At 63.6% G+C, this 23,027-nt stretch carries 24 protein-coding genes; 12 read left to right on the top strand and 12 right to left on the bottom strand.

The annotated features are described in order from the left end of the window. The first annotated feature begins 214 nt into the window (after positions 1 to 214). A complete protein-coding gene (aztD, locus tag RQH14_RS06140) occupies positions 215 to 1,528 on the top strand; it encodes a zinc metallochaperone AztD (protein ID WP_311212448.1) in 1,314 nt (437 codons plus the stop codon). Between the two features lie 151 nt (positions 1,529 to 1,679). Here the strand turns inward: aztD and RQH14_RS06135 are convergent, their stop codons facing one another. Both RQH14_RS06135 and RQH14_RS06130 read right to left on the bottom strand, forming a co-directional pair. Then, positions 1,680 to 2,114, bottom strand: coding sequence for a DoxX family protein (locus RQH14_RS06135; RefSeq protein WP_311212447.1), 435 nt, complete (start codon positions 2,112 to 2,114; stop codon positions 1,680 to 1,682). A gap of 94 nt (positions 2,115 to 2,208) precedes the next feature. After that, a complete protein-coding gene (locus RQH14_RS06130) occupies positions 2,209 to 2,781 on the bottom strand; it encodes an antibiotic biosynthesis monooxygenase (protein WP_311212446.1) in 573 nt (190 codons plus the stop codon). A gap of 41 nt (positions 2,782 to 2,822) precedes the next feature. On the opposite strand from RQH14_RS06130, the gene RQH14_RS06125 reads away from it, so the two are divergent. The 4 genes from RQH14_RS06125 to RQH14_RS06110 all read left to right on the top strand — a co-directional run bounded on the left by RQH14_RS06125 (position 2,823) and on the right by RQH14_RS06110 (position 5,746). Beyond that, positions 2,823 to 4,163, top strand: a complete 1,341-nt coding sequence (locus tag RQH14_RS06125; protein ID WP_311212445.1) for an MATE family efflux transporter — start codon at positions 2,823 to 2,825, stop codon at positions 4,161 to 4,163. Between the two features lie 9 nt (positions 4,164 to 4,172). Next, a complete protein-coding gene (locus RQH14_RS06120; RefSeq protein ID WP_311212444.1) occupies positions 4,173 to 4,757 on the top strand; it encodes a DUF308 domain-containing protein in 585 nt (194 codons plus the stop codon). 68 nt (positions 4,758 to 4,825) lie between these two features. Continuing rightward, positions 4,826 to 5,179: a hypothetical protein gene (locus tag RQH14_RS06115; protein WP_311212443.1), complete on the top strand. Its 354-nt coding sequence runs from the start codon at positions 4,826 to 4,828 to the stop codon at positions 5,177 to 5,179. Between the two features lie 117 nt (positions 5,180 to 5,296). Next, a complete protein-coding gene (locus RQH14_RS06110) occupies positions 5,297 to 5,746 on the top strand; it encodes a hypothetical protein (RefSeq protein ID WP_311212442.1) in 450 nt (149 codons plus the stop codon). 9 nt (positions 5,747 to 5,755) lie between these two features. On the opposite strand, the gene RQH14_RS06105 is transcribed toward RQH14_RS06110, so the two are convergent. Both RQH14_RS06105 and RQH14_RS06100 read right to left on the bottom strand, forming a co-directional pair. Next, on the bottom strand, positions 5,756 to 5,878 hold the full coding sequence (locus RQH14_RS06105; RefSeq protein ID WP_311212441.1) for a hypothetical protein: 123 nt from the start codon (positions 5,876 to 5,878) through the stop codon (positions 5,756 to 5,758). Between the two features lie 73 nt (positions 5,879 to 5,951). Then, positions 5,952 to 6,500 (bottom strand): CGNR zinc finger domain-containing protein, encoded by a 549-nt coding sequence (locus tag RQH14_RS06100; protein ID WP_311212440.1) that lies wholly within the window; start codon positions 6,498 to 6,500, stop codon positions 5,952 to 5,954. A 71-nt stretch (positions 6,501 to 6,571) separates the two neighbouring features. Between RQH14_RS06100 and RQH14_RS06095 the strand changes: the two genes are divergently transcribed. Beyond that, positions 6,572 to 7,591, top strand: a complete 1,020-nt coding sequence (locus tag RQH14_RS06095) for an EamA family transporter (protein WP_311212439.1) — start codon at positions 6,572 to 6,574, stop codon at positions 7,589 to 7,591. 132 nt (positions 7,592 to 7,723) lie between these two features. Here the strand turns inward: RQH14_RS06095 and RQH14_RS06090 are convergent, their stop codons facing one another. Continuing rightward, the gene (locus RQH14_RS06090) at positions 7,724 to 7,987 is read right to left on the bottom strand and encodes a WXG100 family type VII secretion target (protein WP_011776688.1); all 264 of its coding nucleotides are present in this window, start codon (positions 7,985 to 7,987) and stop codon (positions 7,724 to 7,726) included. 158 nt (positions 7,988 to 8,145) lie between these two features. Here RQH14_RS06090 and RQH14_RS06085 point away from each other — a divergent pair, with 158 nt between their 5' ends. Next, on the top strand, positions 8,146 to 8,418 hold the full coding sequence (locus RQH14_RS06085) for a DUF2277 domain-containing protein (protein ID WP_231342225.1): 273 nt from the start codon (positions 8,146 to 8,148) through the stop codon (positions 8,416 to 8,418). Positions 8,419 to 8,444: 26 nt separating this feature from the next. On the opposite strand, the gene RQH14_RS06080 is transcribed toward RQH14_RS06085, so the two are convergent. The 4 genes from RQH14_RS06080 to RQH14_RS06065 all read right to left on the bottom strand — a co-directional run bounded on the left by RQH14_RS06080 (position 8,445) and on the right by RQH14_RS06065 (position 13,387). After that, positions 8,445 to 10,778 (bottom strand): heavy metal translocating P-type ATPase, encoded by a 2,334-nt coding sequence (locus RQH14_RS06080; RefSeq protein WP_311212438.1) that lies wholly within the window; start codon positions 10,776 to 10,778, stop codon positions 8,445 to 8,447. Positions 10,779 to 10,786: 8 nt separating this feature from the next. Further along, on the bottom strand, positions 10,787 to 11,020 hold the full coding sequence (locus tag RQH14_RS06075; RefSeq protein ID WP_232481475.1) for a heavy-metal-associated domain-containing protein: 234 nt from the start codon (positions 11,018 to 11,020) through the stop codon (positions 10,787 to 10,789). 49 nt (positions 11,021 to 11,069) lie between these two features. Then, positions 11,070 to 11,435, bottom strand: coding sequence for a metal-sensitive transcriptional regulator (locus RQH14_RS06070; RefSeq protein WP_311212437.1), 366 nt, complete (start codon positions 11,433 to 11,435; stop codon positions 11,070 to 11,072). 65 nt (positions 11,436 to 11,500) lie between these two features. Beyond that, a complete protein-coding gene (locus tag RQH14_RS06065; RefSeq protein WP_311212436.1) occupies positions 11,501 to 13,387 on the bottom strand; it encodes an FG-GAP-like repeat-containing protein in 1,887 nt (628 codons plus the stop codon). 274 nt (positions 13,388 to 13,661) lie between these two features. On the opposite strand from RQH14_RS06065, the gene RQH14_RS06060 reads away from it, so the two are divergent. Continuing rightward, positions 13,662 to 14,330 carry an alpha/beta hydrolase gene (locus RQH14_RS06060; RefSeq protein ID WP_311212435.1) on the top strand — a complete coding sequence of 223 codons (669 nt, stop codon included), beginning with the start codon at positions 13,662 to 13,664 and terminating at the stop codon, positions 14,328 to 14,330. A 70-nt stretch (positions 14,331 to 14,400) separates the two neighbouring features. Here the strand turns inward: RQH14_RS06060 and RQH14_RS06055 are convergent, their stop codons facing one another. From RQH14_RS06055 to RQH14_RS06045, 3 genes are all read right to left on the bottom strand, one after another. Continuing rightward, positions 14,401 to 16,044: a glycosyl hydrolase 53 family protein gene (locus RQH14_RS06055; protein WP_311212434.1), complete on the bottom strand. Its 1,644-nt coding sequence runs from the start codon at positions 16,042 to 16,044 to the stop codon at positions 14,401 to 14,403. Positions 16,045 to 16,103: 59 nt separating this feature from the next. Then, on the bottom strand, positions 16,104 to 16,313 hold the full coding sequence (locus RQH14_RS06050; protein ID WP_311212433.1) for a hypothetical protein: 210 nt from the start codon (positions 16,311 to 16,313) through the stop codon (positions 16,104 to 16,106). A 90-nt stretch (positions 16,314 to 16,403) separates the two neighbouring features. After that, positions 16,404 to 18,446, bottom strand: a complete 2,043-nt coding sequence (locus RQH14_RS06045) for a beta-galactosidase (protein ID WP_311212432.1) — start codon at positions 18,444 to 18,446, stop codon at positions 16,404 to 16,406. Positions 18,447 to 18,637: 191 nt separating this feature from the next. On the opposite strand from RQH14_RS06045, the gene RQH14_RS06040 reads away from it, so the two are divergent. From RQH14_RS06040 to RQH14_RS06025, 4 genes are all read left to right on the top strand, one after another. Further along, complete coding sequence (locus tag RQH14_RS06040; RefSeq protein ID WP_311212431.1) at positions 18,638 to 19,963, top strand: extracellular solute-binding protein; 1,326 nt, start codon at positions 18,638 to 18,640, stop codon at positions 19,961 to 19,963. Positions 19,964 to 20,072: 109 nt separating this feature from the next. Further along, the gene (locus RQH14_RS06035) at positions 20,073 to 21,038 is read left to right on the top strand and encodes a carbohydrate ABC transporter permease (RefSeq protein WP_172326105.1); all 966 of its coding nucleotides are present in this window, start codon (positions 20,073 to 20,075) and stop codon (positions 21,036 to 21,038) included. Positions 21,039 to 21,040: 2 nt separating this feature from the next. After that, positions 21,041 to 21,958 carry a carbohydrate ABC transporter permease gene (locus RQH14_RS06030; RefSeq protein ID WP_311212430.1) on the top strand — a complete coding sequence of 306 codons (918 nt, stop codon included), beginning with the start codon at positions 21,041 to 21,043 and terminating at the stop codon, positions 21,956 to 21,958. Positions 21,959 to 21,977: 19 nt separating this feature from the next. After that, on the top strand, positions 21,978 to 22,994 hold the full coding sequence (locus RQH14_RS06025; RefSeq protein ID WP_311212429.1) for a LacI family DNA-binding transcriptional regulator: 1,017 nt from the start codon (positions 21,978 to 21,980) through the stop codon (positions 22,992 to 22,994). The last annotated feature ends 33 nt before the right edge of the window (positions 22,995 to 23,027 follow it).

Here is a 23,027-nt window from a genome sequence, read left to right as displayed (position 1 = left end):
GCTAGTTCTACCACCGAAACCGCTGCCCCGGCACCATTCGGTCCCGGGCCAGCGGATCGAAAAGGAGTCACTTATCTCCCATATATGCGATCTTCGGCATAGAAGGGGCGTGCATGCCCGCACCGATATAGAAGCCCCCGGTGCGCCGCGAAGTGTGACAAGAGAGCTGATCCACCGACTTGCACCATAAATGAGAATCAATATCATTTAACTCATGCCTCATCACCCCACTCTCGTGTCCCCTGTCCGCACCACGCGAAAAAGCAGACTTCGCGCCCAGCCGATTGCCGCCGTCGGGCTCTCTGCCCTTCTGTTGACAGCGTGCGCCGCCCCTGGTGGCACAGCCGGCAACGCAGCCGAGGCAACCCCCCAGGCCACTTCCTCACCCAGTGCCAAGGAGGCCGGAGCGCCGACTCCGCGGCTCGTTTACACCCACGACGCCGGCATTTCAGTTCTGGACGCTACCTCGCTTGAGCAGGTAGGAAGTGCCGAAATGTCCGGTTTCAACAGGCTTAACCCGGCTGGCGACGGCCGGCACGTCTTCGTGTCCACGGGCGACTCCTTCCGCCTCTTCGACGCAGGCGCCTGGACGGAGCCGCACGGCGATCACAGCCACCACTATGTGGCTGAGCCCAAGCTGACTGAGCTGGCGTTTGCGGCAGACAAGGCCGGTCACGTGGTGCTGCACGGAGATAAGACCGTGCTTTTCAACGACGGTTCCGGGAGGGTGGAGAGCTTCGAAACCTCTGCGCTGGCCGCCGCCGTTGAGGACGGAAAGCTGCCTGCTACAGACGTCTACACCACACCCGAGGCACATCACGGTGTGGCTGTGGAGCTGGAAGACGGCAAGCTCCTGGTGACGCTCGGTAACGAGGAAGGGCGCTCAGGCATCGCGGTGCTGTCGGCGGGCAAGGGCCAGGAGCGCGCGGAAGTAGTGCGCAACGAAGAATGCCCCGGAGCGCACGGCGAGGCCGTCGCCGCCAACGAAGCCGTAGTGGTTGGCTGCGAAAACGGAATGCTCATCTACAAGGACGGTGCCATCACCAAGGTTGCCAGCCCTGACGCCTACGGCCGGATGGGAAACCAGGCTGGCTCCGAAAAGTCGCCTGTCATTCTCGGTGACTACAAAGTGGATAAGGCCGCCGAGCTCGAGCGGCCCACGCGGATCTCCTTGGTCAACACTGAGACCGCCAGCCTGCAGTTGGTGGATATCGGCACCAGCTACTCCTTCCGCTCGCTTGGCCGCGGGCCTGCCGGCGAGGCGCTGGTACTTGGTACGGATGGCGGGCTGCGTGTGATCGATCCCCTGACCGGTACCGTCACGTCGACCATCCCGGTGGTTGGTGCTTGGGAAGAGTCGACGACGTGGCAGGACCCGCGGCCCACGCTGTTCGTCCAGGGCTCGACGGCGTTCGTCACCGAGCCGGCGACCCGCACCATCCATGCGGTGGACTTGAAGACCGGCAAGCTAGCGAAGTCGGCGCAGGTGGAGCATGTTCCGAACGAGCTGAGCGGCGTCAAGGGCTAGCCCCTCCCCCCGATCCTCTCTCACATCCCCATGATTAAACGCCAACGGTCTCTCACTTTTCTGAAGGAAGTGAGAGACCGTTGGCGTTTAGGGGCTGTTATGTGAGAGAGCGTCGGTGAGGCGTTGACGCAGGGCCGCTGTCGGGGGGTGTTTACGCCAGGACGCGGAGCTTGGATCCTGAGCGGCCGAACAGTGCGGCGTCGGCGGAGATCCTGCCTGCGCCGGCCAATGCGAGGGCCAGGGCGGCTCCGGCGAAGAGCAGCACCAGCTCATACCCGCCATTGCCGACGAAGACGCCGGCCGGTGCGTGCACCAGGAAGAGTGCGCCGAGCATGTTGACGGCCAGGAGCGCTGCGAACACGCGGGTAAGAAGCCCGATGATCAGCGCAATGCCGCCCACGAGCTCCAGGGTTGCCACGATCGGGGCTACTGTCGAGGCGCCCGGCACGCCCATCTGGGCGAAGGAGGCCTGGGTGCCTGCGATGGTGAATTCGTTGAACTTCTGCCAACCGTGCGCGGCGAAGAGAAATCCTGCAATAACGCGCAGGATGGTCAGGACTGTGGTGGTCAAGCTGGACTTGTTCATGGTTCAACCCTTCAGGAGATAACTTGAAGTGTCAACTAATCATGGCATTTGTGACCAAATTCCCAGCTACTGCCCGCGCTCGGATTCGTGCTCGTCAGCGGCTGCGCCGGGGCTTCGCCTGAAGCCACGGCTGCAGCAGACGGGTGGTGACCGGCAGGAAGATGTACGTCATCAATGGCGTGAGGATCACGATGTTGAGGAGCACTGCGAACACCAACGGCCAGTCCTGCGTCAACGGATGCAGCAGGAAATTGGCCAGCAGGCTCAAGGGGAAAAAGGGTAGGAAGATGCTGATGGCCTGCTTCCAACGAGGCGGCACCACCGTTTCGGGCACCACCACCGAGACGTCGCCCGGCCGCGAGAACCAGCCCTCAATGCCGGTGTGGCGCTCCACGCGGGTGGTCTCCATCATGTCCCTGGCGCTGTCGATCCACCAGCGCCGCTCCTCGGATTCCTCCCACTCCTGCAGCGAATCGGCGTCAGCAAAGCGGTAAAGCATGTGCCATTCGGTGGAGTCCACCCCATTGCGAACCCACCCCGACCCCAGGTATCCGGGCCATTCGCGGGCGAGTTCCTGGCCCGCGTGGGCCCACGCGTTGGCTTGGCGGGTGTAGCCCGGAAGGATGGTGCGGGCGACGGAAACGGTGACGGGATGCTCGTGTGACACGGCCCAAATGTACCCGGCCCGCAGCGGACTAGGCTTGTTTAGTGCCTCAAACCACAACCACACCCACGCGCTCCAACGCCCGCGAGATCCTCCGCCTGGCCGTCCCTGCGTTCGGCGCGCTCATTGCCGAGCCGCTGTTCCTGCTTGCCGACTCCGCAATCGTTGGGCATCTGGGCGTCGACCAACTGGCCGGTGTGGGGCTCGCGTCCACCATCCTGCACACCGCAGTGGGGCTGATGGTCTTCCTGGCGTATTCGACGACGCCGGCAGTGGCCCGGGCGATCGGCGACGGCAAGTTGGGGAAGGCTTTGGCAGCAGGGCGCGACGGCGTGTGGCTGGCGCTGCTGCTGGGCCTGGTCCTCGCGGTGGTTGGCTTTGTGGCGGCTGAACCGCTGGTTGGCTTCATGGGAGCCAGTGGAGACGTTGGACAGTTCGCGGTCGATTACCTGCGCTGGTCCATGCCGGGCCTGGCCGCGATGCTGCTAATTTTCGCCGGTACCGGTGTTCTCCGCGGGCTCCAGGACACCCGGACTCCGCTGCTAGTGGCCACCGCCGGTTTTGCGCTGAACATCGCACTCAACGTGTTCCTGGTCTACGGGCTGAATCTCTCGGTAGCCGGCTCAGCGATCGGCACCAGCATTGCGCAGTGGGCCATGGCGGCGGTCTATTTGGTGATGGTGAGCCGAAATGCGCGGCAACACGGCGTGTCCTTGAAGCCCAACTGGCATGGCATCCGCGCCATGACCAAGGTGGGTTCGTGGCTCATGCTGCGCACCCTGAGTCTCCGCCTCGCCATCCTCGCCACGGTTCTGGTGGTGACCGCCCAAGGCGCAGTGAACCTCGCCGCGCACCAGTTGGCCATGACCATTTTCTCGTTCCTCGCGTTCGCCCTGGATGCCCTGGCGATCGCCGCGCAAGCCTTGATCGGCAAGGAACTCGGCGCCAGGAACGCCCAACGCGTCCGGGAGTTGACCCGCACCATGATCCGCTGGGGGCTCGGATTCGGCGTGATCACCGGTGTGCTCCTTGCCATTGCTGCTCCGTGGGCCGGCTACCTCTTCACTCCCGACGCCGGTGTCCGCTCCGCCCTCACCGTCGCCCTCTGGGTCCTGGCGGTCGGGCAGCCGCTGGCCGGCTACGTCTTCGTCCTGGACGGAGTCCTCATCGGCGCCGGCGACGCGCGCTATTTGGCGATTGCCGGCGTCGTCAACCTGGTGGTCTACCTGCCGCTGCTGGTGGCCATCCACCAATTAAGGCCCGACGGCGAGGCGGGGCTCCTCTGGCTGTGGGCCGCGTTTGCGCTGGGCTACATGCTGGCCCGCGGGGTGACTTTGGGGCTGCGCGCACGCACGGATCGGTGGATGGTGCTGGGTTCGCACTAAACTGGACGGGTGACTCTCCCAGCGACTCCTGCCCAGACTCCTTCTGCCTCCGCGGCCGGACTCTGGAAACCCGTGCTGATCCGTGCCACGGTGGCACTGTTGTTTGGCGCGGTCACCATCTTCTGGGCCTCACCGTCTGTGCATGTCCTGGCGTGGGCTGTGGGCCTGTATTTGCTTGCGACTGCCGGGGCCGTGTGGATGTCCCGCGCTCTGCCCGTGGCGGTGCCTGCGGTGGTGGCGCTCGGCGGAATCGGGGCGCTGGTCACGCAGTCTGACGAGGGAGTCGCTCTTTCAGCCATGCTGGCGTTGCTGGTGCTGGGCCTCCTCGAACTGGTGCATGGGATCAGGAAACGTGATTCCCTGGCCCGCGACTGGCTCGTTTCCGGGGTTATTTCCGTTGGCACGGCCGTTTTGCTGCCATTCTTCACCTCGCTCGGCGCCCATGCGCTGCTGGGTGTTGCCGGCGGCGGGGCCATCATTTCCGGCGTGCTGTGGATCCTGTCCGGGCTGACCTTGCGGCACGACGCCAAGGCAACCTCCGGTGGCACGGCGCAGGCTGCTGGGCCCAGTGCTTCGCCCGAGGCCGTAAACTAGTAGCTGGACGTTCTACTCGTTGTAGAACTTTTGCAGACCGGCGGACACGAACCGCCATCATTGGAGGAATGACCGTGGCTGACCAGACACCAGGAGAACCGCGCAAGATGCGGACCTCGGTCAAGGGACCCCTCATGTTCTCCGCGTTCTTTGCAGTACTGGCCTTCGTGGCCGTGCTCATCTTCGCTTCGGGCGGCAGCGCAAAGGCCCCGCGGTTCGACCTCGCCTTCACCGGCGCCGGCATCGCATTCATCGTGAGCCTTGTTGTGGCGGCCATGCTGTCCATGAGCCACAAGGAAAACGCGGACCACCTCGGCAAGGGCTCCGGGGTGAACCTCAGCTCCAAGCGTCCCGGCCATGGCGGCCACGGCGGCCCGGCTGCTCCAGACGACCAGGTTGAAACGCCCGACGCCGGCCGCTGACCTTCCAGCGCTTCCCCACCGTGGTGGGGGAGCGCTTTTTTGTGTGTGCTGTGGCATTCCGCTGGCTGAAGCCCACGGGTAGGGTGGGCCCACGACTATCTTTCTTGGGGGGAATTGATGGCACCTTGGCGGGAATCCGTGGATATAACGGCTCAGGCGGACGTGGATACCTTGCTCAACCTGGCGTTGGCACTGGTAGTGCAACGCCTCACCGTTTCCGGCTGGCTCCACCCCTTCGCCGCAGCCATCAAGGACGACGGCGACCATTTCCTCATCTGCCCGGAGGAGAAACCCGGGGAGTACACGGTGAAGTCCAACGCCGCCATCGCCGAATGCTACGACGCGCTGGCCGTCCAGCGGCAGGATCTGCGGGCCGCCGTCGTGGTGTCCGACGTCAGGCTTGTGGGCCTGGAAGGCGACGCCGTTCATCTCGCGTTGGAGCACTCAGCGGGATTCGCGCTGAGTCTGGTGCAGCCGTACACGCTGGTCCGGGGACGGGGCGTGAGTTTGGGGCCGATGTCGATGGTCTCCGGCGACCGTGTGACGTGGCCGGAAAGTGCGGCTTGACCGGACCGGTCATTCCTCGTCTGAAGGCAATTGCCGCAGCCGCCAAGCGATGATCTCGTGAATGAGCTCGATGGGGAGCGGGGCGTTGTGGGGCAGTTGGATGGCGTGCTCGGTGGTTCCGTAGTCGCTCAAAGCCGTTGAGAAGTGCGTGATGGCCTGCGGTGTGGGGTAGAACCCGACGTGGCGCTTTGTTCCCTCTGCCTTTTTACTCGCCCTCGGCGGCCTTCCTTGCTCGGTAGGCCGCGACGTGGGCACGGTTGGCGCAATTGCCGGTGTCGCAGTAGAGCTTGGAGCGGTTGCGGCTGAGGTCCAGCACCACGGCGTCGCAGTCCTCGGCCGCGCACACGCGCATGCGGTCCATTTCCCTGCTGCGGATGACGTCGACGATGGCCATGGCTGCCTCTGTGCCCATTCGGTCTGCCAGCGGGGCTTCAGGGGTGGTGGCGTGGAGGTGCCAGTCCCAGTGGTCGTGTTTCACAAGTTGGGGGAGTGCCTTGGCGTCGATCAGCAGCTTGTTGACGGACTTGGCCGCCGTATCCTCGTCGGCACTCCAGAGCGCTGCGAGTTCGCTGCGGAGACGCTTGATGCTGGTCAGTTCCGCGGGGGAGTTAACCCTGGAGCCCGTGAACTCTTCGGCGTCCAGGAAGGCATTGAGGTCCTCCAGCGTGGCGAGCGATTCCTCTCCGTTGGCGGCCGTGTTGATGAGATTGACGACGCTGCGCAGGGCAACTTCGGTGTCAGGCGCAAAAAGCACTTTGACTCCTTACAAGTTTCGGGAGTACTGTCATGACCATAAGCCCACTTTACTCCTGACAGGAGGCTGCTGTGTCAGCTCCAACGACGAAGGCTGATGCACAAGGTTTCCTGGCATCAGGACTCGGCATCGCACTCTTTTCTTCCGCTGTCTTTGGCACGTCCGGCTCATTCGCCAAGTCGATGCTGGAAACCGGCTGGTCACCCGGCGCCGCAGTTGCCGTGCGCCTCACCGGTGCCGCGCTGATTCTGCTGATTCCCGCCGTCGTGGTTCTCCGCGGCCGCTGGCACCAACTCAAGGACAACTGGCTGACCATCCTGCTGTTCGGCCTTATTGGTGTTGCAGGTTGCCAGCTCTTCTACTTCAACGCCGTCGCGCGGTTGTCCGTGGGCGTCGCTTTGCTGCTGGAGTACCTGGCTCCGGTGATGATCGTCCTGTGGCTGTGGATCGCAAGCCGCCGCCGGCCCCGGGCCCTGACCGCTGTGGGCGCGCTCCTGTCACTGGGTGGCCTGGTCCTGGTGCTCGACCTGACCGGTGCCGTGAAGGTGGACTTCATTGGTGTTCTTTGGGGCATGGCCGCGGCCGTATGCCTGGTGATCTACTTCTTCATCACCGCCAAGGAGAACGACACCCTGCCTCCGCTGGTGCTTGCGTCGGGCGGCCTCATGGTGGGTGCACTGGTGATGTGGCTGGTCGGTCTCCTGGGTTTGCTGCCCATGACGTTCAGCACCGCCGATACAACCCTGGGTCCGTGGACAACGCCGTGGTGGGTGTCCGCCGTCGGGCTCATCATCCTGGCCACGGTCCTGGCCTATGTTTCCGGAATCATGGCCGCCCGGAGCCTGGGTTCCAAGGTGGCATCGTTCGTGTCCCTGACCGAAGTTCTGTTCGCCGTGATCTGGGCGTGGTTGTTGCTGGGCGAACTGCCTGGTCCGATTCAGTTGCTGGGTGGCCTCTTCATTGTGGGCGGCGTAGTCCTGGTCCGCGTCGATGAGTTGCGGGGAGACCGTCGCGCCGTCCCGGTCCTGGACCACCCGAACGACGTCGAACCCGTCCCGTCAGGGTCCGTCACCAAAGCGCCCCGCGGCTAAGCCGGAGGAATCCCGGGCTTGTTCGAAATCTCCGCCGAACAACGGCAGCGTGTGCGAACAACGCAGGGGATCGCTACTCCCTTAACAGCAAAGAACCCGGACGCTTGTGCGTCCGGGTTCTTCCCAACTGTCTTAGTTGGAGGCCTGCTGCTGCTGCTCAGCGTTCTTCTGAGCGCGATCGCCGGCTTCGCGAAGTGCGTCGGCAACCTTCTTCAGGTTGGAAGCGTGCTGGCTGTCCCACTCGCCGCGGAACTTGTCAGCGTCCGGGCCCTTCCAGTCGGTGCCGTCAAGTGCACCCTTCAGCTGTGAACGCTGCTGCTCGATGTTCTCGGCACCTGCCTTCAGCTTGTTACCGAGCTGACGAAGCTGATCAACATCTGCACCCCAAATAGCCATGAGATTCTCCTTCATTTGTTCGGACCCGAGCTCTTCGGCATCCCCAGCGGCCTCCGGCTCATCCGGAAGATCCAATAAGTAAAACCTATCCCGGGAATCCAAAAACCGTCGATGGGCACCCCTCCCCATGCAGCACTGCCCATGGTTAGCATGGGTTTATGTGCCGCAATATCAGGACCCTGCATAACTTCGAACCGCATGCCACGAACGCCGAAGTGGAGGCCGCAGCACTGCAATACGTGCGCAAGATCAGCGGTTCCACCAAGCCTTCCAAAGCCAACGAGGAAGCCTTTGCCGAGGCAGTCCACGAGATCGCCCACATTACGCAGCATCTCCTGGACTCCCTGGTGAGCCACGCTCCGGCGAAGAATCGTGACGAGGAAGCAGCCAAGGCAAAGGCCCGGTCGGCCGTCCGTTTCGGGACGGCCTAGCCCGGGCCCCTGTTCGCTTTCCGGGTCTACTTCCCGAAGGACCGCAGTCTCAGCGAGTTCGCTACCACCAGCACCGAGCTCGCTGCCATTGCTGCGCCGGCGATCATCGGGTTCAGGAATCCGAGTGCTGCCACCGGGATACCGATCGCGTTGTAGAAGAACGCCCAGAACAGGTTGGTCTTGATGGTGGACAGTGTCTTACGGGAAAGCTCTATGGCCTGGACCAGCTGACCCAGGTCGCTCCCCATCACCGTGAGATCCGAGGCCTCGATGGCGACATCCGTGCCCGATCCCATCGCGATGCCAAGGTCCGACTGCGCCAAGGCGGCCGCGTCATTGACGCCGTCACCGGCCATGGCCACCGTAGCGCCGGACGCCTGCAACTTCCTGACGGCCTCGACCTTGCCCTCCGGCAGGACACCGGCGAATACGTCCTCAGGTGAAATCCCGACGGCGGCAGCCACTTGGGCGGCCACGGCGGCGTTATCCCCGGTCAACAGGATGGGGCGGATACCCAGGTCCTTCAACTTCTGGATTGCTGCTGCCGAGCCGGGCTTGATGGTGTCGCTCAGGCTGACAATGCCGGCAGCCTGGCCGTCGATGGCAACCCAGATTGCTGTGGCACCACCGTTTTCCTCCGCAGTCAGTGCTTCATGGTGACTTGAGTCGAGCGTGACGCTGTTCTCCTCGAGCCAGCCGGAGCGTCCAACGACGACAGTCTTGGTCACCCCGTCCAGCGCAACGGTTCCCCGCACGCCGCCGCCCGGAGCGGAACTGAAGCCCTCCACGCGAGGCAGGCTGCCGGCGTCGTGCAGTGCTTCTTGGGCCGCAGCGGCGATCGCGTGGGCGATCGGATGCTCGGAAGCGGTTTCAACGGCTCCTGCCAGTGTCAGGACGGTGGCCGGTGAATGTCCGTTCAGTGCGACAGTGTGGTCCACGGCGAGCTTGCCGCTGGTCACGGTGCCCGTCTTGTCCAGCAGGATAGTGTCCACGTGGCGGGTGTCCTCAAGGACCTGTGGGCCCTTGATGAGAATGCCCAGCTGAGCGCCGCGGCCCGTTCCCGTCAGCAGACCGACGGGAGTGGCCAGACCCAAGGCGCAGGGGCAAGCAATCACCAGGACAGCGACGGCGGCCGTGAAGGCTGCGTTGAGGTCACCGGAGAAGAACAGCCATAGCAGGAACGTCACCAGGGCAATGACCAGCACGATCGGCACAAAGACAGAACTGATCCTGTCCGCGAGCCGGGCAATAGGTGCTTTGCCGGTCTGTGCCTGGCTGACCAGGCGACCCATCTGGGCGAGTGTCGTGTCCGAGCCGACACGGGTTGCACGGACCAGCAGGCGGCCCGAAGTGTTGATCGTAGCGCCTGTCACAGCGCTGCCCGGACCGACCTCGACCGGCACCGATTCGCCCGTCACCAGTGAAGCGTCGACGGCGGAAGCGCCATCAGTGACCACGCCGTCGGTGGCAATCTTCTCGCCTGGGCGGACCACAATGACGTCGTCCACCAGAAGTTGATCGGCCGGAATCTTTTGCTCCACGCCGTCCACCAGGATCGTGGCGTCCTTGGCACCCAGATTCAGCAGGGCCTTGAGGGCATTGCCGGCCTTGGCCTTCGCGTTCGCCTCAAGGTAGCGGCCCAGCAGCAGGAACGTGGTGACCACGGCGGCGACCTCGAAGTACAGCCCGCCCCCGGACATGCTTTCCATGCCGGGATGTTCAGTCATTCGGGGGTCCGCGAACAACTGCCACGCAGAGTAGAGGTACGCGGCGATCACACCGATGGACACGAGGGTGTCCATCGTGGAGGCGAAGTGGCGGGCGTTGATGGCAGCAGCCCTGTGGAAAGGCCAAGCCGCCCAGCTCACCACCGGCAGGGCCAGCGCCCCGACAACCCAACCCCAGTTGGCGAACTGGAGGGCGGGGATCATCGAGATCGCGAACACCGGTACGGTCAACAGCGCTGCGGCAATCAGGCGGGGGCGGAGCGTCGACGCGGAGGGCCCATGGTCCATGTGATTTTCGTGCTCGGCGCCGCCGGAAGTGTGCTCGTCTTCCGTCGCCTCGCTTCCGTGGTGGTGCTCGTGGGGGTGGGGTTCGCGGGTGTGGGACGGTGGGGCTTGGCGGACTGTGGCTTTGTAGCCTGTGGCGTTGACCGTGTCCACGATTTGCTGGTCCGTTACGGTTGCCGGGACGGTGACGTGGGCTGATTCGAGGGGCAGGTTGACGCTGGCCTCGACGCCTTCAAGTTTGCCCAGTTTTCGTTCCACTCGATTGACGCACGAGGCGCAGGTCATGCCCTCGATGTCCAGTTCGATCACCCTGTGTGCAGGTTGGTTGAAAGTCTCCTGGCTACTCAAGAGGACTCCTATGCTTCGTTGGCTACCACCAGGTAGCCGGCTTCTGCCACGGCTTCGCCAATTTCAGACGGCGAGAGCTCCTTGGTTGAGGTGATGGTTACGGTGGACAGTCCACCGGGGTTGAGGTCTACGGCCACGTTTTCGACGCCGGTAAGCGACTCAAGTTCTTCGCTCACGCTGGAGACGCAGTGGCCGCAGGTCATACCGGAAACGTTGACGTTGGTCTGGATGGTCTGGCTCATGGGGCTCTCCTTGGTGGTGAGTTGAATGGTGTGGTGGTTATTGGCGGAATTACCGCAGCAGGCGCCCGATGGCATCGGTGGCCTCCTTCACTTTGGCGTCGATCTGTTCGGCGCGGGCTTCAGGGTTGGGCTCGGAGGCAGCACCGACCACACAGTGGCCGATGTGCTCCTCTACGAGTCCAAGGCTGACGGCATGGAGGGCCTTGGTGGCGGCGGCTACTTGGGTGAGGATGTCGATGCAGTATTTGTCGTCCTCCACCATCCGCGCTATTCCGCGGACTTGCCCCTCGATCCGTTTCAACCGTTTGAGGTAGGCGTCCTTGTTGCTGGTGTACCCGTGGGGTGCGGCGTGCTCCAGATCCACCTCGATGAGGGGTGCGTCTGGATGGCCCATGCTCAGATCTGGCGTGCTCATGACACAAACTTATACCCCATGGGGGTATTAAGCAAGTACCCCCTAGGGGTATATCTTGGCGGTTACTAGAGCAGGGCGGTCATGGCATTCCAGCCCTGTCCGATCCGGACGGTAGGCAGCCACGCTCCATCGCTGGCGCTCGGGTACAAGAAGAGTGAGCCGCTGCCATCGCGGGCCACAATGTCCGGCCGCCCGTCACCGTTGAAATCTCCTGGGGCGATGATGGACGTCATGCTGTTCCAACCGTCGCCAACCTTCTGGCGGTCCCACGCCCAGCCTCCGGTGCCGTTCCCGTTGTAGAGCCACAGGACGCCGGATCCGTCGCGGGCAAGGACATCGGGGGTGCCATCGCTGTTGAAATCCCCTGAACCTACGATGGCCGTCAATGCATTCCAGCCAGTCCCTAGATTGGTCCTGGGCAACCAACCTCCCCGACCGTCGCCGGGGTACATCCAAAGGGTCCCGGAGGCATCGCGCGCGAGAAGGTCGGCCGTTCCGTCCCCGTTGAAATCTCCGGGCGTGACGATGGCCGTGATGGTATTCCAGCCTGAGCCGACGTGAACCCGCGCCAGCCAGCCACCCGTCCCGTTTCCTGGGTACATCCACAGGTGACCGGCGCTATCGCGGGCAAGAACGTCCGGTTTCCTGTCGCCGTTGAAGTCGCCAGGGCTCACGACGGCGGTCATGGAGTTCCAGGCGGAGCCCACCTGCGTGCGGGGCAGCCATCCGGCGGCTCCGTTTCCCGGGTAGAGCCACAAGACACCGGTGGTGTCGCGGGCCAATAGGTCCGTCTTTCGATCACCGCTGAAATCGTTCTTCAGGGGTGTGGGGCTGTTTCCGTCAATGATCGTGACGGACCCTTGCCAATTGCTTGCGTAGATTTTGTTGGTGGCCTCATTGATGGCCATGGTGCCCGTAAAGGGGTGCGACAGTGTGGAGAGAGCGAAGGTTTTTCCATCGACCACGGTGGTGCCCCTGTAACCGGACTCAAAATACACCTTGTTGGTGGTTCCGTTGACAGTAATCGCTCCCGGGCTTCCGCCCGTTCTGATATCGACCCGCCCCGGTCCGTCGTCGTCGAATATCGCCAGCAGGCCGGTCCACGACGAGATTGTCCCGTCGCCCAGCGAAGTCCTGCCGAAGTAAACCCGATTGTTCTTTTCATCCACGGAGAGCGACGTGGGGCTCGCGTTGAGGTCGGAGAACATCCCGCCTGCTTGGTTTGTGGCTCCATCAACAACTTGCAGTGCTGCGTACTGCCGCGCCCGTACGGCGACGTATACCTTGTTGGTCACCTGGTTGATGGCCAAGTAACCCGGCATTGCATTGGTGCCCAGGTCAATGCGAGTCACGGCGTTGGTTGCAGTGTCGATGACATTGAGGCCGCCTCCACCCAGGGTATACAGCCGATGGGTCACCTGATTGATGACCAGCGTACTGACCGATCCGGAGTTGATGATGGTGCTGGCGTTGGTACTTCCGTTGATGACGGAAACGCCGTCAAGGGTGCCCGCGTAGATCTTGTTGGTCTTTTGGTCGATGACCAGCTCTCCGGGAGAGGCGCCGACCGTCACCCTTGCGACGGCATTCGTGGCGCCGTTCACGACGGCCACGGATCCCGGCGTGGATGGGTCACTTTTGAGGCTGAGGTAGATCTTGTTGGTCGCAGTGTTAACCGCGACAGCCACCGGGGTGCTCCCCGTTGCTATTTTGACTGTGGCTTGCGTCTTGCCATTGATGACGGTCAGCCCATCGCGGGTAGTGACATACACAGTATTGGTGACCGGGTTGACCGCTACGTCGCTGGCTTCGGGCCCCACGTCGATGATGTCCGCGACGATGTCTGCCGCAGCAGGAGAAGTTGGGATCCCGGAAATGAGCAACGACGCCACTCCGGCGGCTACCGCGAAGGCACCCCACCGCCGTCCTCTCCGGCCCAAAAAGCGGCGCACCGGCGTTCCTGAAACACTGACAACAGTTCCCACTGCAATCCCCCCAAAGTGCAAACGACGCTTCCCCCGCGCCTGGGCTGGAGTCTAACCCCGCACTTGGGTTGCGGAACAGGCCTCGACGGCGGGACGCGCCAGAGGCGCCTTGGGAAACACCCAGGTGTTCTGGCCGTAGCCGGAGGGCCGGGACTACGATGAATTTCTGCCCCAACCCACCGGTCACACGTTGCTTCGCGGACCCGGTGGGGACGGCAGGCACGGTGAACGGGGAGGGAAAATGGCGGTTTTCATACTGATTCATGGCGGCGGATCCACGGCGTGGGACTGGCACTTGGTCAAGCCCTTGCTCGAATCGACGGGCCATGAGGTCATCGCGGTCGACCTCCCCATCGAAGACGACGGCGCGATGCTTGAGGACTACACCCGCGCGGCAACCGAGGCGGCCGACGGCGCCCGGCACACCATCGTGGTGGGCCACTCACTGGGTGGCTTTACGGCACCCTTGGTCAGCAATGAACTCACCTCAGACGGCCTGGTGTATCTCTCGGCAATGATTCCGATGCCGGGCGAGACCTTCGGTGACTGGTGGACCAATACCGGGCATGACCGCGAGACCATCCCCGAAGAGGCGTTCTTTAACCTCGTCCCTGACGATCTTGCACAGCAAGCGCGGAACAAGGAGCGCGATCAGCAGGGGGCCTGGATGTCAGGACCTTGGCCTGGCCACCATCCGGACGTGCCCACACTGGCCATTCTGTGCCGTGACGACCTGTTCTTTCCAGCGGCGTTCATGCGGCGCCAAGTACAGGATCGATTGGGAATCGAAGCGGTGGAAGTCCCGGGCGGCCACTACGCCACACTGAGCCACCCGGGCGCTGTGGCTGCGGCGCTGAACCACTTCGCCCAACAGTTGCATACGAACCACCTGAACGAGACCAAGAGCTGAATCCCCCCAAAAGCGCGACGTCGGCACCCACCCGGGTGCCGACGTCGAACCTTACTCACGTGGTGACCACCTACCGAAGTGTCGGCGTCGATCCTGCGTCCGGCCGGAACGCATTCAACGCCGGGAGCGCGCGGTTGTTGTAGTCGAACATGGCCTGGTTTTCCCACGCATTGCCGGAAGAGGGGTCGGCCGGGTCCCAGCCGTTTCCGGGGACGGACGTCCAGGCCGGCTCCCAGTAGACAGCGCCGAGGCCACGGCCGCCCGGGGCGGAGGCCACCACATCCTGGACTGCGCGGAAGTTCGCGGCCTGCCCGGAAGGTGTGGCTGGGTAGCCCTTGACCAGCTGGCCCGGATTGGCGATGACGTTTTCCCAGGGAGCATTCGGGTTGTCAGCGAGGGTGAAAGGGTACGAGGTTTCCACCACGATCACGTCCTTGTTGTACCGGGCGGACAACGAGGTCACGGAGCTCTGCAGGGTGGCGAGTGTGCCGTGCCAGTAGCCGTAGTAGGACAAGCCGATGATGTCGAACGGCACGGAGCGGGCGGTGGCTTGGTCGTACCACCAGTTGATTCCGTCAATCCCGTTGTTCAGGTTGGTCAGGTGGAGGATCTTCTTGGTGCCGGGGCTGACTTCGCTGACTGCGCGTGCCCCTGCCTTCAGGAAGGACGCCAGGTTGTCCCACTGGGCGCCTGTCACGGAATCGTTGGGGTCCACATCGTAGGACTGGCCGTAGGGCCACAGCATACCGGGGTTGATTTCGTTGCCGATCTGGGCGGCGTACGGGGTGACACCAGCAGCTTTAACCGCGGCCATGACGTCACGGGTGTGGTTGTACACGGCGTCCGCGAGCCCTGTGGGAGTCAGTCCCTGCCACGCAGCCGGGACTCCCTGGGCGCCGGGATCCGTCCACCGGTCCGAGTAGTGGAAATCGATCAGAACACGCATGCCCTGGGCATCCGCGCGCCGGGCCATCGCTGCGACTTGTTCCTTCATGTTGAAGCCGTCCGCCGGGTTGACCCACACTTTCAGCCGGACCAGGTTGGTTCCTGCGTCCGCGAAGGCCTCGACCGGATCCACGGAGTTGCCGTCTCTGTCGGCGTACACGGCGCCGTTCGCTTCATTCTTGGGAATGCTGGAGAGGTCTGCTCCGCGGACCTTACGATCGACCTTGCCTTGGGTGAAGGTGACGTTGTCCATGCTCGCCCAGGCACCAGCGCCGCTGGTGGTGAGCTTGAGCGTGCACTTGCCGCTGCTGACGTTCGCGCTCACGGCCATCGACAACCATTGGTCGTCCGTTTCGGTGGACGGCAGGACTGTTGTCCCGTGCGCCCCGCATCCGGTGAGGGTCAGCCGGGACGAGTCCACGGGGCCGCCGGATTTGATGTTGGCCCGGAACGTCCACCACCCTTTCGCGAGACCGCTGAGGGTCTGTGACGTAGTGACCGTCCCATTGCCCGAAAGCCAGTGCGTCAGACGGCTGGCGGATTGAAACCCGCCGGACTCCACTGTGGCCGCATCTTTGTGTCCATTAACAGTCCAGCCATTCAGCCCAGCCTCGAAACCTGCATTGGTGACGGTTCCGGCAGCCGTTGCCGCGCCAGGGGCAAGCAAGCTGCCGCCTGCCAGGGTCAAAGCGAGGACGACGGCGGGTAGCAGCCGCCGCTGCTGTTTCAGTCTTCCTGGGGTACTCAGCGTGGATCCGGGGTGGTTCATGGTTCGTCCTCCTTGACGGGTGCTGCCGGGGTCTTACCTGAAAGTGGGACTGTTTGCGGTTAGTGGCTGCGCTCGCGGGTGAGGCCGAACGGGACCTCGTCGCTGACGGAGATGCTGAAGTGCCCGGGGTTGAGCTTGGTCACCAGGATGCCGTGACCGCTGCGGGTGGCCTGCGGCTGCAGGTGTTGGATGGCGGCGTTGAGCCGGTCCTCGAGTTGGGCGGCGGTTTCCACCCGGACTTCCACTGAGGTGTCGGTGGCAGTGTTCATGAGGCACCTTTCGGATAAAGCAGGGAGCTGACGATTGGAATACCGGCCCGGACCGTGGTCGGTCCGGGCCGGCGGCCTGCGTTCAGCGGGTCAGGAGTGGTCCGCTGGAGTATGGATGACGCAGATGGTCCCGGCGGGAACGTGCGCGGTTCCGCCGACGGCTTCGCCGGAGAGCAGGTTGAGCCCTGTTGCCGGGTATTGTGCGTCCGCATCGGTGTGGTTGATGAGGAAGATGAACGTGCCGTCCTCGGAGCACCGTGACGCCACTTCCAGCCCGGCCGGGGGCTGGACTCCGGTATCGATTCCGGCATTCCGGACGGCGTCCAGGACAACGTCGGCGAGGTGTCCGCCGTCGAGCTTGGTGGAAACGTACCACGCGGTACCGCTGCCGAAATCGTTGCGGGTGATGGCGGGTCCGGAGGCCGCAGGTCCACTGGTGTAGCGGCTGAGGACCGTGGCGGTGCCGGGGTGGATTTCCTCTGACCACACGGTGCCGGTGGCGCCGTTCCCGAGGGTGACGATTTCTTCCTCGCGCAGGGGCATGAATTCGTGGATCTCCAGGCCAAGAACATCACGGAGGCCACCGGGGGAGGCGCCGGCCGGGACAGTGTCGTTGCTGTCCACAATTCCGGAGAAGTAGGACACCATCAGGTGGCCGCCGTCGTGGACGTAGCGGCTCAGGTTCGCGGACGCCTTGTCTCCCACCAGGTAGAGCGCCGGAGCCAGGACCAGATCGTAGCCGGACAGGTCGGCTTCGGGATGGGCGAAGTCCACGCTGATGCCGTGGTTCCACAGGACGGAGTAGAAGGATTCGATGCGTTCGCGGTGGTCGAGATCGCTGCTGGGGCGCCATTCCAGGTCCTGCGCCCAGAACGATTCCACGTCCCAGAGGATGGCCACGCGTGATGACACGGTGGAGCCTTTGACGGGGGAGAGCTTCCCCAGGTCATCGCCGAGATCCAGGACTTCGCGCCAGATTCGGGTGCCGGTGCCGGCGTGCGGGAGCATGGCCGAGTGGAACTTTTCCGCGCCATAGCGGGAAGCCCGGAACTGGAAGAACATCACGGCGTCGGCGCCGCGGGCCACGTGGGACAGGCTGTTGCGGGCCAGTTCGCCGGGGCGTTTGGCGATGTTGCGGCCTTGCCAGTTCACGGCTCCGGTTGAGTGTTCCATCAGCATCCAGGGACGGTTGCCTGCCAGGGAGCGTGTGAGGTCGGCGTCCATGGAGAGGAGAACATGGTTGTCCTTGCGCTGGGCCACGAGGTAGTGGTCGTTCGCCACGATGTCCACCTCTTTGGCCCAGGCCCAGTAGTCCGGGGACAGGCAGTTGGTGGCCATGAAGTTGGTGGTGACGGGCAGATCAGGGGTGTATTTCTTGATGACGTCGCGCTCGGCAATGAAGCATTGGAGCATTGCGTCGGAGGTGAACCGGTGGAAGTCCAGGCGCTGGGCCTGGTTGCTGACACTTGCTGAGACCCTGGGGGCGTCAATCTCGTCCCATTCGCCGTACTTCTGTCCCCAGAACAGCGTGCCCCACGCGTGGTTGAGCGCCTCCAGGGTGACGTAGCGGTGACGGAGCCAGTCGCGGAACGCCAGCACGGAATTCTGGTCGTATGAATCGCTGACAGGTACGCCGTACTCGTTGTGGACGTGCCACAGAACCAATGCGGGGTGGGAAGCGTAGCGGCGCGCGAGCTGCTCGGTGATGTTGGTGGCTGCCCGGCGGTATTCCGGTGAGCTGGGGCTGGCCATGCCGCGGGATCCGTTGCCCAGCGTGACCCCATCGCGGGTTACGGGACGCGCATGCGGGTATTTCTTCCAGAACCACGCAGGCGGTGCGGCGGTGGGAGTTCCGAGGTCCACGCTGATGCCGGCATCGGCCAGCAGATCCATGAGGTGGTCCAGCCATTCGAAGTCGTATTCGCCTTCGCGGGGCTCCAGCAACACCCAGGAGAAGATGCCGATGCTGACCAGGTTGATCCCGGCCTCCTTCATCAGCGCGATGTCTTCCACCCAGACCTCGCGGGGCCATTGCTCGGGGTTGTAATCCCCGCCGTAGCAAAGGCCGGCCGGTCGCTGTACCCAAGGCGCCTGTGCGGGTTGGGTGGCGGGGGCCTGCAGGACGTCTGTCATCAAATCTCCTAAGAACTGTGTGCGCTCCCAGTAGTATCACAGCTCTAATTCCGCTGGCTAGATCAAATTCAGGGTTGACATGGATCACATCGCTGTGACTAACTGGAACCGCTCACAGTCATGCGACTCCAGTTCGGATGAGCGGTGAAACCCCAGACAGACCCATTCAGCTTTTCGACAAGGAGGACGAAATGCGCAAGTCATTTCGTGCAGGCGCCGTAGCCATGCTCGCAGCGGCCACGATGCTCGCCGCAGGATGTTCCGCAGGCTCCACCGCCGGCAGCCAGGATGCTGCAGCCAGCGACCCCAACCAGAAGGTGGAACTGACCTACTGGGCATGGGCCCCGAACCTGGACAAGGTGGTGGAACTCTGGAACGAGAAGAACCCCACCATCCACGTCACGGTCAACAAGCAGGACGGCGGTGACCCCGCGGTCACCAAGCTGCTCACCGCCGTCAAGGCAGGCAGCGGCGCACCGGACCTGATCCAGGCCGAGTACCAGAAGATCCCCACGCTGGTGGCCGCAGATGCGCTCGCCGATCTGTCCGGCACCGCAGCCAACGACACCAAGAGCCACTTCCCCGAAGGTGTCTGGAACTCCGTGACGCTGGGCAGCGAAGCGCTGTACTCGGTCCCGCAGGATACCGGCCCCATGGTCTTCTATTACCGCGCCGACATCTTCGAGAAACTCGGCATTGCTGTCCCCACCACGTGGGATGAATATGCAGCCGCCGCCAAGGCCGTGCATGCCGCCGATCCTGAGGCCTACCTCGGTACGTTCTCCTCCAACGATGCCGGCTGGTTTACCGGCATGGCACAGCAGGCCGGAGCTTCCTGGTGGGGTGTTGATGGTGATGCCTGGAACGTCAAGATTGCCGAAGAGCCCACTGAAAAGGTAGCCGGCTACTGGGGTGGCCTCGTCGAAGAGGGCATCATCGACAACAAGCCCATGTACACGCCTGAGTGGAACACCGCGCTCAACACCGGCAAGCAGGTTGGCTGGCTCAGCGCGGCCTGGGGCCCGGGGGTTCTCGAGGGCAACGCAGGAGCGACAGCCGGTATGTGGAAGGCAGCACCCATGCCGCAGTGGGATGCCTCCAAGCCGTCCACGGGTAACTGGGGTGGCTCATCGACCGCTGTCACCTCCCAGTCCAAGAACCTCGACGCCGCCGCCAAGTTCGCCACCTGGCTGAACACGGACCCTGAGGCAGTGAAGGCCTTGGTCAAGGAAACCGGCATCTACCCGGCCGACACCGCCGGCGCCGAATCCTCCCTCACCGAGGCTCCCGCGTTCTTCTCCAACCAGCCGGACTTCTACACCGTGGTGGGAGAGGCCGCCAAGAGCGTGGGTTCATTCACCTACGGCCCCAACGTCAACGTTGCCTTCAACGCCTACAACGATCAGTTCGCCAAGGCTGCCCAGTCCAAGCAGAAGAGTGCCTTCCTGGACGCGGTCAACAGCATGCAGCAGGTCACCGTTGATGACCTGAAGAAGACCGGTTTCACGGTCAAATAGCCGTTCCAAGTAACCGCACCAGCTGCGGGAGGGTGGTGCCCCGCCCTCCCGCAGCGTCTCCACCCAGAGTCTTACCTTCGAACCACCACAAGGAAGTGCACCCGTGGCAATGACCGCAACCAGGCCCGGTCCGGCAGCCGGAAGAACAGCAGATACTCCCAGGCGGGCCAAGAACTTCAAGTCCCGGGTGCTCATCCCTTACTCAATGCTGGCCCCGGGCATCATCCTGTTCCTCGTCTTCATGGCAGCGCCCATCATTTACACGTTGGTGCTCAGCTTCCAGAAGAAGAAGGTCAGCGGCCTGGGCCTTGGCAAAGGCTCGCAAAGCACTGCGTTCGCTGGCTTGGACAACTACATCAGCGCACTGACGGACCCCGAATTCCTGGGCAGCGTCCTCCGGGTCCTGACGTACGGGCTCATCCTGATTCCCCTGATGCTCGGCTTCGCCCTGCTGTTCGCGCTGCTGCTGGATTCGCGGCGTACACGGGCCGGAAGCTTCTCCCGCACCGCGATCTTCCTGCCCTACGCAGTCCCGGCAGTGATCAGCTCACTCCTGTGGGGTTTCCTTTACCTGCCCGGTGTCAGCCCGTTCCACTTCCTGGCCCGGCAATTCGGGATGGAACTGCCCTCGCTGCTGGATCCCAACCTGGTCACGTTCGCCATCTGCAACATCGCGCTGTGGGGTGGCGTGGGTTTCAACATGATTGTCATGTACACCTCGCTCAAGGCTGTTCCCAGCGAAATCTACGAGGCCGCCAAGCTGGATGGGTGCTCTGAAATCCAGACCGCCATCAGGATCAAGATCCCCATCATTGCCCCTTCCCTGGTGATGACCGCGCTGTTCTCGATGATCGCAACGCTGCAGGTCTTCGCCGAGCCCACCACGCTGCGTCCCCTGGCCAACAGCCTTTCCACCAGTTGGTCCCCGCTCATGCTGGTGTACCGCGACGCCTTCACGCGGAATGACGTCTTCTCCGCGGCCGCCACCAGCATCGTGATTGCGCTGGCTACCTTCATCATTTCGTTCCTGTTCCTGCGCATCGTGCAGAAGCGGGCCTTCGGACAGGAGAACTGACCGTGACTGCCCTCGCCACGCCGCCCAAAAGCCGCCGCGCCAACCCCAAGCCAAGCAAGCCACGCAAGGCCACCAAGCCGGAGTACGTCAAGGAAAAGCCCAGCTACCTGTCCACCGGCATCCTGATCCTGGGTGCGCTCTACTGCCTCTTCCCGGTGATCTGGGTGGTGGCTGCGGCGAGCAAGGACGGCACTGAGCTGTTCTCCACCTTTACCCTGGCCCCCAGCACGCACCTCTGGGACAACATTGTGGAGCTCACCGAATACCGCGACGGCCTGTTCTGGCGCTGGATGCTCAACACGGCCCTCTACGCGGGCGTCGGCGCAATCGTGTCCACCTGGGTCTCAGCCCTTTCCGGCTACGTCCTGGCGAAGTTCGACTTCCCGGGTAAGTCCGGAGTCTTCAAGATCCTGCTGATGGGTGTGCTGGTTCCCGGCGTCATCCTCGCCATTCCGCAATACCTGATGCTGGCCCAGGCGGGCCTCACCAACACTTACTGGTCGGTGCTCCTGCCCCAGATCATCAGCCCCTACGGCATTTACCTGGCCCGCATCTACGCTGCGGCTTCAGTTCCCGGCGACGTCATTGAGGCCGCCCGCACTGAGGGTGCCAAGGAGATGTACATCTTCAACCGCATCGCCGCGCCCATGATGCTGCCGGGCCTGGTGACCATCTTCCTGTTCCAGTTCGTCGCCATCTGGAACAACTTCATGCTGCCCTACATCATGCTGGGCGATGACCACCTGTTTCCCATCACCGTGGGGCTCAACGGCCTGCTGAACCAGGGAGCCTCCGCGCCGGCTCTCTACACGTTGGTCCTTGCCGGTGCGCTGCTGTCGATCGTCCCGCTGGTCATCATGTTCCTGCTGCTGCAACGCTATTGGCGGGTCGATCTGGCCGCCGGCGTCGTCAAAGCCTAGTCCTAGGTAGGCTTTGGTCATGACGCAACCCACCCATCGGCCAAGGCCCAAAATCGACGACGTGGCCGCAGAGGCGGGCGTCTCGCGAGGTACGGTCTCCCGGGTTCTCAACGGAGGCCACTGGGTCAGCCCGTCTGCGCTGGCAGCCGTCAACGCAGCCATCAAGAAGACCGGGTACCGCGTCAACCCGCATGCGAGGAACCTGGCTACCAACCGGGCCAACTCCGTGGCGTTCCTGCTCACGGAAACGCAGGAGAGGCTGTTCGAGGACCCCAACTTCGCCGTGCTCATGCGCGGCGCAGCAGACGCCTTGGCCGTTCACGACATCCCGTTGGTGCTGATCATGGCCGGCACGGATGACGAGCAGCGGCGCGCCACCGACTTCCTCACCGCCGGCCACGTTGACGGCGTCCTGCTGATCTCGTCCCACGGCAGCCGGAAGGGCATCATTGCGGACATTATCGCCGCGGGTGTCCCGGCCATTGCCTGTGGCGTCCCCTTGGGCTTCGAGAAGAAGATGGGCTACGTCGCGGCCGATGACTACGAGGGCGCCCGGGATGTTCTGCGGTACCTGCACGACGGCGGGAGGCAGCGGATTGCCACCATCGCCGGCCCTGCGGACACCTCGGGCGGTACGCGCCGGCTCGAAGCGTACCGGGACCATCAAGGGGCGGACCTAGATGAAACCCTCATCGTGCACGGAGACTACAGCCGCGACAGCGGGGCCAAGGCCATGCGGGAACTCCTGAACCGCACCCGGGAGATTGACGCCGTCTTCGCCGCGAACGACCTCATGGCACTCGGCGCAATGGACGTCCTGCGGCACGCCGGCCTGACAACGCCTGGTGACGTGGCCGTCGTCGGATTTGATGACATCAAAATCTCCCAGGAGGCAGCGCCGCCACTGACCACCGTGCGCCAGCCCTTTGACCGGATCAGCGAGGAGATGGTGCGGCTCCTGCTGGACGTCATCAGCGGCAAGCGCCCCGCCGCCGTCACCATCCCCACCGAGCTGGTCATCCGCGAATCGGCCTGAGCCGGGACCGCGGGGGCACCTCCCCCAGCGCAT

Origin of the sequence: Arthrobacter sp. WCS2018Hpa-7 (genome assembly GCF_031843805.1) — a bacterium.
In the GTDB taxonomy this organism is placed as follows: Bacteria; Actinomycetota; Actinomycetes; order Actinomycetales; family Micrococcaceae; genus Arthrobacter.
The sequence above is the reverse complement of the archived record's forward strand: the minus strand, read 5'-3'. Positions and strand labels throughout refer to the sequence as shown.

What these genes read in the sequence shown, in the direction of transcription:
- aztD (WP_311212448.1), top strand. Translation starts at nt 215, where the DNA reads ATGCCTCATCACCCCACTCTCGTGTCCCCTGTCCGCACCACGCGAAAA.
- RQH14_RS06135 (WP_311212447.1), bottom strand. Translation starts at nt 2,114, where the DNA reads ATGAACAAGTCCAGCTTGACCACCACAGTCCTGACCATCCTGCGCGTT.
- RQH14_RS06115 (WP_311212443.1), top strand. Translation starts at nt 4,826, where the DNA reads ATGACCGTGGCTGACCAGACACCAGGAGAACCGCGCAAGATGCGGACC.
- RQH14_RS06110 (WP_311212442.1), top strand. Translation starts at nt 5,297, where the DNA reads ATGGCACCTTGGCGGGAATCCGTGGATATAACGGCTCAGGCGGACGTG.
- RQH14_RS06090 (WP_011776688.1), bottom strand. Translation starts at nt 7,987, where the DNA reads ATGGCTATTTGGGGTGCAGATGTTGATCAGCTTCGTCAGCTCGGTAAC.
- RQH14_RS06085 (WP_231342225.1), top strand. Translation starts at nt 8,146, where the DNA reads ATGTGCCGCAATATCAGGACCCTGCATAACTTCGAACCGCATGCCACG.
- RQH14_RS06075 (WP_232481475.1), bottom strand. Translation starts at nt 11,020, where the DNA reads ATGAGCCAGACCATCCAGACCAACGTCAACGTTTCCGGTATGACCTGC.
- RQH14_RS06070 (WP_311212437.1), bottom strand. Translation starts at nt 11,435, where the DNA reads ATGAGCACGCCAGATCTGAGCATGGGCCATCCAGACGCACCCCTCATC.
- RQH14_RS06060 (WP_311212435.1), top strand. Translation starts at nt 13,662, where the DNA reads ATGGCGGTTTTCATACTGATTCATGGCGGCGGATCCACGGCGTGGGAC.
- RQH14_RS06055 (WP_311212434.1), bottom strand. Translation starts at nt 16,044, where the DNA reads ATGAACCACCCCGGATCCACGCTGAGTACCCCAGGAAGACTGAAACAG.
- RQH14_RS06050 (WP_311212433.1), bottom strand. Translation starts at nt 16,313, where the DNA reads ATGAACACTGCCACCGACACCTCAGTGGAAGTCCGGGTGGAAACCGCC.
- RQH14_RS06045 (WP_311212432.1), bottom strand. Translation starts at nt 18,446, where the DNA reads ATGACAGACGTCCTGCAGGCCCCCGCCACCCAACCCGCACAGGCGCCT.
- RQH14_RS06040 (WP_311212431.1), top strand. Translation starts at nt 18,638, where the DNA reads ATGCGCAAGTCATTTCGTGCAGGCGCCGTAGCCATGCTCGCAGCGGCC.
- RQH14_RS06035 (WP_172326105.1), top strand. Translation starts at nt 20,073, where the DNA reads ATGACCGCAACCAGGCCCGGTCCGGCAGCCGGAAGAACAGCAGATACT.
- RQH14_RS06025 (WP_311212429.1), top strand. Translation starts at nt 21,978, where the DNA reads ATGACGCAACCCACCCATCGGCCAAGGCCCAAAATCGACGACGTGGCC.